Genomic DNA, 8,923 nt, shown 5'->3' on the forward strand with positions numbered 1-8,923 from the left:
AGCGTTTGATAATGCCAGGCATATCTAGAGTTTTAGCGACCGCATATTGGTTGGGACACTGGCCGAATGGGGGAAAAGTTGGGTATGCTTGTTTTAAGAGCTTGATGACAACCGGTAGGCGTAAGCGAAGCTCGCCGAAGGCATCGCTTCTTCTTTTTGTTTGGCTTCGACTTCGATCCACGGTGATTGGTGGTAGACGTTGGGCATATCCGTAATCAAGTTGCTGTGTTTTCTGTCATTAAAAGCTTGCTCACCATTAGAAATATGGACTAATTGCCAATCTGGATTTGTCCAAGTTTCTCCTGCGGCGTAAAACATGGATGCGACACTCGGATGATCGTAGCTATCTAAATTTTCGTGGCAAATATGGTGATGGGCATCAAATACCATTGGCACGCTAGCTTGCTGACATACTGCTAAAATTTCGTCGACACTATAGGCGTATTCATCATTTTCTAGAGTCAAGCGGCAAATGATATTTTCTGGTAGTTCGGAAATGACTTTTACTAGTTGTTCAGCCCGTTGAGATTTGCCACCATGAATATTCATCAATGACCAAGGCGATCGCGGTAAGCCCAGTAAGTCAAGTATACGTGCATGTCCTGCTAAATTATTAATACTTGCTTGTACCACTTCGGGAGAATCAGAACTCAGCACTACATATTGATCTGGATGCAACACCATTCTTATGCCCAATGCATTTGCTCGTTGACCGATTGTTGCTAAATCAGCGCTCATTGCTTCTAATATATTTGCGCCGATTTTGTCTTCTAAGTCACTTAGAGGAAATATTGCTGAAGACATCCGGTAAAGCTGAATTTGATTCTGCTCACAAAAGGAAAGGGCGTCATGCAAGCGCTGTAAGTTATGCCGATACAGTTCACTTAGGGCGCTTTGGCGATCGCTAAGGGAAAGTTTTAAGTATCGGGTGCGCGTCATTGTCCGAAAGCGCACTTTTTTGTCAGAGGTGATGCAAACTAGCCCTAAATGGGGCAGTTTATTTTTGTGGCACTGCTGTGCATTAGGTAAATTTTGAAACTCGATTACGGTCATTAGCTAATACTAACTGTTGCCTGCTTTGAGCCATTCTTTAATCTAAACAAGTTTTACTACTAGCTTACGAGTATCTAAAGAATGAAGTCTTATACCAATTTAATGTGAAGCTGCACTAAATGAGTAACTCTCTATTCTTGGCGCTCTTGGCGTACTTGGCGGTTCGTTTAATATTCTACGCATCTTCATACAGAATTGGTATTAGATTTTAAAGAGCGATCGCTTTTCGTGGCGTTCTGCTTGGGTGATAATTAATTTAGCAATAGTCTTTTACAGACGACAATTAAAAACTTGATTTGCAGTCAGATTAAAAGTAGGAAATATAGAAGAAACAATTTGCTCATCTTCTCTAAATTGAGTTATTTGATATTCTCCTTCAATGAGTTGATAAACTGAGATAGTAGGTTGCTTAGGATTACCAATGAACCGCCTACCACCTAAAGCAGCATAGTCAATTATCCAATATTCTTGGATACCCATCTCCTCATAATCAGAAGATTTTCTAAAATAATCATCTCGCCAGTTTGTACTGACAACTTCTACAATTAATTTTATAGAACTAGCATTTTCAATAATCGACTCACTTTCCCATCTTGGCTCATCAGTAATCTTTTCTTCATCCAAAACAATAATATCTGGTTCATATCCAGATTTTTTATCTAAAGTTTTGACTATAGATTCTCTGGGGATAAACCAAATATTTTCTTTATCTAAGTTACTGATAGCTATATTGAGTTGCTTAATTACAAAGCCAGCTACTCTTGAATGTTTTCCCCTTGGTTTTGGCATCTCAACAATTACTCCATCATGTAACTCATAACGTATCTCTGATTCTGGATACCATTTAATAAATTCATCAAAGGTTATGGGTTTGGTTAAGGCTTGAGTCATTGGTTTCTATGCTGATCTAATTTAGAAAGCGATCGCTACTTACTCTCATTTTAGAATAGCCTCATCGTTGCCAGTGCCATCGGGGTAAGTCATATTCTGGGCGCATTCCCAGGCTAAATTGTAGTACTCATCATCCAATCGCCAATAACCAGTTAAAGCTTTGACTACCTCAAAGCGATGCTTATTATTCTGTAGAATTTTCCCTAACCTATATGCTACCTGCCTACGGGTGTCGTCATCCACAGTAATTGATTGCAGCAGTTGCATCAAGGCGGCGATCGCAATTTCACTGCCAGGGTCGATTTACCCTAAGCTAGATGCTGCCAGCCAAGCATTTATTATGAATGCGACGGCATTTGTTATAAATGAGTACACAATTGCTGTAAATGAGTATCCATTTATAATTAATGCTTAATTTGTTTGATTAAATTTTAAGCATTTATTATGAATGCGACAGTAATTGCAGCAAATGAGTACGCATTTATAGCAAATGCTCTAACTGTTGTTGCTAACATACCAATATTCGTAACATCTGCCTCTATCTTTGGAACAAATGGGCAAGCTATCGTTACTACTGCAAATTTATTTGTAACGTCGCTAGCGATCGCCTTTTCATTGCCAGGGTCAATTTTCCCTAAGCTACATGCCACCTTGATTTGACCTGAGCTAATTAACTTACCACCTAGCGTCCATGTAGCATCACCAATGTTTTCGCCGATTTTCTCTTGTGCTTTAGTCCAAAGTGTAGTTGCGATCGCAGTAGCAACAGCAGTCAGTGTTACAGTTACCATAAAAAACTCCACCCACAAGGGGATGGAGTTTTTGGGCATGGGGAATCGGGGATGGGGCATGGGAAGAAACTACCAATGCCCTATGCCCTATGCCCCAAGCGACGGGGCGACTATCCCGGAACACCCACTCTTGGGATGGAGTTTCCCGTCGCTTTCAATAAATTCACTACAAATTGAGTTTATATAGAAATTATTTCAATTCACACAAACAGTATGACGCAAAAGCTAGGCAATTATTACTGACATAACTCAGTTTCTTAACCCGCGCAGGCGGGTTTTGTTTGTGTAGCCGCGACTTCTAGTCGCCAAGGCACTAGAGCGTTACGCCAAAAGCTAACGCACCCTACGAAAATATATGAAACCTAGTTATGAATTATTAATTAGACGCGCCCTTTTCTGCAACAGTACAAATCATTTCCTCCAACGTTTGCAGTAACTCTTGCTCGTTATAAGGTTTAGAAAAGTAAGCCTTAGCACCCAATTGCATTGCCAATTGCCGATGTTTATTACTACTACGAGAAGTCAGCATTGCAACAGGAATATTTTTTGTATTAACGTCTGAATTTACCTTACCTAAAAAGCCATAACCATCAAGGCGAGGCATTTCAATATCACAAATTACCGCCTCTACTTTCAATCCACTATGGAGTTTGTCTAAGGCATCTTGACCGTCTTTAGCTTGCTCTACTTGATACCCTCCTTTTTCAAGGGTCAGGGCTAAAAAGCGGCGAACGTTAATTGAGTCATCTACAATTAAAATTGTGCCTTTCTGTTTAACAGATGCTGCTGAGATTTTGTCTTCATCAAAAATCAGGAACGGTGTTTTTAACCTTGCTGATGGTAATTGAGTACCTTTAGGAGTCCGCCGATTTGTAGCAATCCAATACAGCAACTCATTGACATTAACTAGTGGCACTACTCGACCATCACCGAGAATTGTGCAGTTGCTGAAGCCTTCAGGTAAAGGTATATTTCCCTCCACTTGGCGAATCGCAACTTCCTGTTCACCCCAGCAACGGTCTATTTGGATTGCTACTGGCTGATTATTACCTTTAACTACTAAAACGCTGTTAGCATTAATTGCTGCCGGAGTTTCTAATTCTGAGCGATCGTAGCGCAGGCAATTAAACTCTAAATAAGGAGTCAAGCGAATTAATGGCAGCATGTTTCCTTGCCAATTTAGGACTTCGCTACCTGCCATTTGGAAAACTCGCTCGTCTTGGAGTAAGGATATTTCTGAAATGACATCTGTGGGAAATGCCAATAGCATTTTGTTGATTTCTACCAGCAGAACTCGTGCAACGGAAAGGGTAAATGGTAGTGATAGGGTGAAGGTAGTACCAACTCCTGGTTCCGTATCAACTTTGACATCTCCTCGAATCTGTTTGAGGTTGTTACGAACTACATCCATGCCGACACCGCGACCAGATAATGCTGTGACTTGTTCGGAGGTGGTAAAACCTGGTTCAAAAATTAGTGATAACAGTTCTTCATCAGTAGCATTAGCGAGTAGAGAAGCATCCAATCCCATAGCTAAGGCGCGGGTGCGAATTTTCTCTAAAGAAATGCCCCAACCATCATCACGGATAGTAATGAGGGTGCGATTGCTGCGGTGAGTAGCTGTAATTTCAATCAATCCTTGTTCTGGTTTACCTAGAAGGCGGCGGGTGTTAGAGTCTTCGATACCATGATCAAAAGCGTTCCTTACCAGATGCATTAAAGGTTCGTTTAAAGCTTCTAAAATGCTGCGTTCAATTAAAGTGTTGCCACCTTCAATTTTTAACTGAACATTTTTCCCATATTCTACATTTAAATCGCGCAAGGCTCTGGGAAAACGCTCAATTAAATCGGACAGAGGCCGCATTCGGATGTGATTTAACTTTGTTTGTAACTGTTTGGATGTTTTATTTATTTTACGAGCAATTTGGTCTGTATCATCTACACTGAGTTGCACATCAGTTGTTACTTCCTGTACTTGAACAATGGTTTCCATAACTTCCTGCGATCGCAGGTTTAAATCGTTATAGCAATCCATTTCTAAAGTATCAAATTCTCTCTCTATACCTTGTGTTTGTTGGTTATTTTCAACTTGTACCCGCACCCCAGCCGACATCCCAGCTTGAGTAGAAATTTTGTCATAAGCTATCCGTAATGCCTGGTTTTCGCGGTCGAGAACTTGGACTCGCTGGTTGAGGTTACGAACGAGTTTGCGTAATCTTTCTAGTTGCGAGTTTAACCCATTTCGCTGGACAATCAGTTCGCCAAATAAATCATTAATTTGCTCTAGTTGTTTGCTGGGAACTCGGACGCTATTTTCGTGAGTTTCCCGCTCTTTAGCAACGCCATGCTCCCCTTTACCTTCGCCATATCTGGCATCTGGAGGAATATTTTCTCTAGCAGATATTGTATTATGATCAGTGACATTGGTAGCATTAACATCATCGGCAAATTCTACATCTACAAATGTAAAATTAGCAGCGATTGCTTCATGATTAGTCCAATTTTCTCTAATGTTTTCTAGTGGCCAAACAGATGTTGACACTACTTCTGTGTCTGTGGCAATATGTGGTATTATTTCTGCTGGTAATAGTGGCTGAGATTGGGTATAACTACTATTGAAGTCAAGTTCTGTAGGTAAGTTATCTAATTGATTCGTCAGCACCAAAGCTTGCGATCGCCGCCATGCTTGCAATGCTAAACGGGCAATTTCAGGAATGCGCGAACTGCTAACAGTTTCCAATTGCTGGGTTACTGACTCACAAAGCTTGGTAAAAGCTGCCAACTGGAGCATTTCACCCAAACCGCCCAATTCTGCTGCCATTATGACAACTTCTTCATGCAATCCGGGCTGTTTGCTATCTGCCAATATAGATTCTAGACGCTGCAAACATTCTTCTACTTCTGTGCCAAATAGTAAGGGGATAACGTCTTGGCCATCTTCTGGGGATAGCATGGTTGAGGCATCTTCAGGGGTAGGATCACCCAAGCGATCGTGCAACTCATCAAAAATTGGGTAACAAAAGGTTGCTAACCACTGATCTTCGACAACATTTCCTTCTGCAAGCAATTCTACAATCTGACGCAGCCAGTCAACTCCAGATAGCAATAAACTTTGCAACTGAGTATCAATTTCGAGAGAATTTTTTTTAGTTTTTAAAACTTTAAAGGAATCCTCCAAACGATGAGCTAAATGACTTAGGGATTTAAATCCCATCATCCCCGCGCCACCTTTGATAGAATGAGCGGCCCGGAGTGCAGCATTGATTTTATCTAAATCAATGCGGTTACTAGTATCGATTTCTAGTAATACTCCTTCTAAGGTATTTAAGTAATCAATTGCTTCTTCCAGAAACTGCATCTGGATTTCTAGTTCTTTGTCTTGTAACATAGTTTTTGTTAATAGTCATTGGGCATTGGGCATTGGGCATTGGGCATTGGGCATTGGGCATTGGGTATTGATTATTAGTCCTTTGCCCTCACAAATGACAAATGACAAAGGACTAATGACTAATAACTAATTTGTAGCGTCACCGATGCTTCTACTTGCTGTTCACCACCAACGATAGGGGTGGAAGCATCAGTATTGGCTAACTTTGAAGCCTCAGCCCTTAAAAACATCGGTGGTGGAGGCGCACTGGCATTATTAACTTGAATGCTCACCACTTCTTTGGATTTGAAACCCAAGGCACTGAAAACAGCATCAGCTTGCTGTTGGGCATCTTGGGTAGCTTCTTTTAATGCTTGTTTTTGAGCAGCCGCGATCGCTTCATCATTAGCAACAAAACTAATACCATTAATTTCTGTTGCACCCGCTTTCACTGCATCATCCAATAATGTACCAGCTTTCTCGGTGGTAATGCGAAAACTCACAATGTTATTAGCAGCATAGCCTGTAATCTTCTGCACATTATTCGTGTAGCTGTAAACTGGATTAAGTCGGATACCAGTAGTTTGTAATTTTTCAACATTTTGGCTCTTGAGGAACGCAACTACAGCCGATGACCTCCGGGCGGCTTCTTGCTGTACCTCCTGGGCTGTTTTCCCTTGAATCTCCACTCCTAAACTGACTTGGGCTAGGGTTGTAGGAATTGTTTCTACTCCGCGACCACTGACACTAAGAGTTCGCCATAATTTCTCTTTTTCTTGTGCCAATGTAGGCAGTGTAAAAGTTACACATAATATCATTGCTAAAGGCAGTATTTTCCACAAGTTTCCATTGGGAAACTGAGAACCGGGTAAAACGGCTCTAGTCATAAGATTTGCACTCCTCAAAGTATCCAGAGATGTTTTTAATAAGCGTATGTAGCAATCTTCTGGTGGCTGTTGAGAGTCAACAGTCACCACAAGTTTTTCACAACTCAAGTGCGATCGCTAGATAGGATTTGTATGTTCTTACTTTGACACTGCGATCGTCAAAAGCTGAAATGGTTACATTTTTGGAAACTAAAAAACACAAATTAATTTAAATAAGCTGCCAATAGCATTTCCATAGGATGTTTTTCAGAAACGCGTCAAAATCAAAGAGAAGGATTTTCACGAAACCCATGCATTTGTTAAATCCAATCAGCTTCTCTTTTCCTCTGCTGGCTACCGCAACACAAGCCGCAGACAGTTCAATGGTAGTAGCAGCAGTGTTACTAAGCTTAGTAGTCGTTTATCTCGCCAGCAAAGTTGGTGGAGAGTTATCAAACCAAGTGGGTTTACCGCCTGTCTTAGGCGAACTCGTAGGTGGTGTGGCAGTTGGCATCTCTGTTTTCCACCTTTTAGTGTTTCCAGAGGGCGGCACAGACAGTTCTAACTCTTTGATCATGTCCTTCCTGCAAATCACTGCTGGTTTAACGCCTGAAGCCACTCCAGCCGTGTTTGCAGCGCAGTCTGAGGTCATTTCCGTTTTGGCAGAATTGGGTGTGATCATCCTACTGTTTGAAATCGGCTTGGAATCGAACTTAAAAGATTTAATGGCAGTTGGTATCCAAGCCACCGTCGTCGCAGTAGTGGGGGTAGCAGTACCCTTTGCAGCTGGTACTGTGGGACTGATGACTTTATTTGGAATTGCTGCTGTACCCGCAATTTTTGCCGGGGCGGCTTTGACTGCCACTAGTATTGGGATTACTTCTAAGGTGCTGTCAGAATTGGGGCGACTCAATTCTAAAGAAGGGCAGATTATTTTGGGTGCTGCCGTAATTGACGACGTTTTGGGAATCATCGTTTTAGCGGTAGTTGCCAGCCTAGCTAAAGATGGCGTGGTGGATGTGAGCAAAGTTATTTATTTGATTATCAGCGCCACTGGTTTTATTTTGGGAGCAATCCTACTAGGGAATGTTTTCAATAAGTCCTTTGTAGCGATCGCTGATCAACTCAAAACACGCGGTGGACTGGTGATACCAGCATTCATCTTCGCTTTTGCTATGGCATACCTTGCCGCCGTCATCCACCTAGAAGCAATTTTGGGAGCTTTTGCGGCGGGTTTAGTCCTAGAAGAGACAGAGAAGCGCAAAGAACTGCAAACGCAAGTTTGTCCCATTGCCGATATGTTAGTGCCAATTTTCTTTGTGACTGTTGGGGCAAAAACCGATTTGGGAGTTTTAAACCCAGCAATTCCCGATAATCGGGAAGGTTTAATTATGGCAACTTTCCTGATCACAGTAGCCATTCTCGGTAAAGTAATCACAGGCTTAAGCGTGTTTGGTCAACCGGAAATCAACCGTTTAGCGATCGGTGTGGGGATGATTCCTAGAGGGGAAGTTGGATTAGTGTTTGCTGGTGTCGGCGCAGCCAGTGGCGCTCTCTCGAAACCATTAGGGGCAGCAATCATCATGATGGTTATCTTGACAACCTTTTTAGCTCCTCCTTTGTTACGATTTGTATTTCCAGACCCAAAAACTGCGGATTCAGGTTCAGACAAACTGATTTTAGATGGTTCCTCTGGAACCTCGCTGGTAATTGAACCACCTCAATCAAGAGTGCCAGCATCAAATGACAGTGGCAATTTGGAAGTAACCCCAGAATCTAGCGATCGCTAATCTTTGGGAATCGGGAATGGGGAATGGGGAATAGGGAATAGGGAATGGGGAATGGGGAATAGGGAATAGGAAGAAACTTGTTCAATAACTCTCCCTCATCTCCCTCATCTCCCTCATCTCCCTCATCTCCCTCATCCTCCCCCTGCCCAATGCCCAAAACTTATT

General features: G+C 42.0%; 9 protein-coding genes. 2 read left to right on the top strand and 7 right to left on the bottom strand.

The genetic code is table 11. The annotated features are described in order from the left end of the window. Positions 1 to 93: 93 nt before the first annotated feature. From uvsE to LC574_RS13440, 4 genes are all read right to left on the bottom strand, one after another. Positions 94 to 1,053, bottom strand: a complete 960-nt coding sequence (gene uvsE, locus LC574_RS13425; RefSeq protein WP_229453983.1) for a UV DNA damage repair endonuclease UvsE — start codon at positions 1,051 to 1,053, stop codon at positions 94 to 96. 270 nt (positions 1,054 to 1,323) lie between these two features. Further along, complete coding sequence (locus LC574_RS13430; RefSeq protein ID WP_229453984.1) at positions 1,324 to 1,944, bottom strand: Uma2 family endonuclease; 621 nt, start codon at positions 1,942 to 1,944, stop codon at positions 1,324 to 1,326. A 45-nt stretch (positions 1,945 to 1,989) separates the two neighbouring features. Continuing rightward, positions 1,990 to 2,214 (bottom strand): hypothetical protein, encoded by a 225-nt coding sequence (locus LC574_RS13435; RefSeq protein ID WP_229453985.1) that lies wholly within the window; start codon positions 2,212 to 2,214, stop codon positions 1,990 to 1,992. A 161-nt stretch (positions 2,215 to 2,375) separates the two neighbouring features. Further along, entirely contained in the window at positions 2,376 to 2,795 is a 420-nt protein-coding gene (locus LC574_RS13440; protein WP_306422113.1) for a hypothetical protein, read from the bottom strand. On the opposite strand from LC574_RS13440, the gene LC574_RS37980 reads away from it, so the two are divergent. Next, entirely contained in the window at positions 2,787 to 2,912 is a 126-nt protein-coding gene (locus tag LC574_RS37980; protein WP_267871516.1) for a hypothetical protein, read from the top strand. The genes LC574_RS13440 and LC574_RS37980 overlap by 9 nt on opposite strands. 199 nt (positions 2,913 to 3,111) lie before the next feature. Here the strand turns inward: LC574_RS37980 and LC574_RS13445 are convergent, their stop codons facing one another. Then, the gene (locus tag LC574_RS13445) at positions 3,112 to 6,123 is read right to left on the bottom strand and encodes a hybrid sensor histidine kinase/response regulator (RefSeq protein WP_229453986.1); all 3,012 of its coding nucleotides are present in this window, start codon (positions 6,121 to 6,123) and stop codon (positions 3,112 to 3,114) included. Between the two features lie 119 nt (positions 6,124 to 6,242). Beyond that, entirely contained in the window at positions 6,243 to 6,989 is a 747-nt protein-coding gene (locus LC574_RS13450) for an SIMPL domain-containing protein (RefSeq protein ID WP_229453987.1), read from the bottom strand. A 290-nt stretch (positions 6,990 to 7,279) separates the two neighbouring features. Here LC574_RS13450 and LC574_RS13455 point away from each other — a divergent pair, with 290 nt between their 5' ends. Next, positions 7,280 to 8,758, top strand: coding sequence for a cation:proton antiporter (locus LC574_RS13455; RefSeq protein ID WP_229453988.1), 1,479 nt, complete (start codon positions 7,280 to 7,282; stop codon positions 8,756 to 8,758). Here LC574_RS13455 and LC574_RS13460 read toward each other — a convergent pair. Then, a complete protein-coding gene (locus LC574_RS13460; RefSeq protein WP_229453989.1) occupies positions 8,745 to 8,915 on the bottom strand; it encodes a hypothetical protein in 171 nt (56 codons plus the stop codon). The two genes, LC574_RS13455 and LC574_RS13460, sit on opposite strands and share 14 nt — an antisense overlap. Positions 8,916 to 8,923 lie beyond the last annotated feature (8 nt).

Source organism: Nostoc sp. CHAB 5715 (genome assembly GCF_020829685.1).
GTDB lineage: Bacteria > Cyanobacteriota > Cyanobacteriia > Cyanobacteriales > Nostocaceae > Nostoc.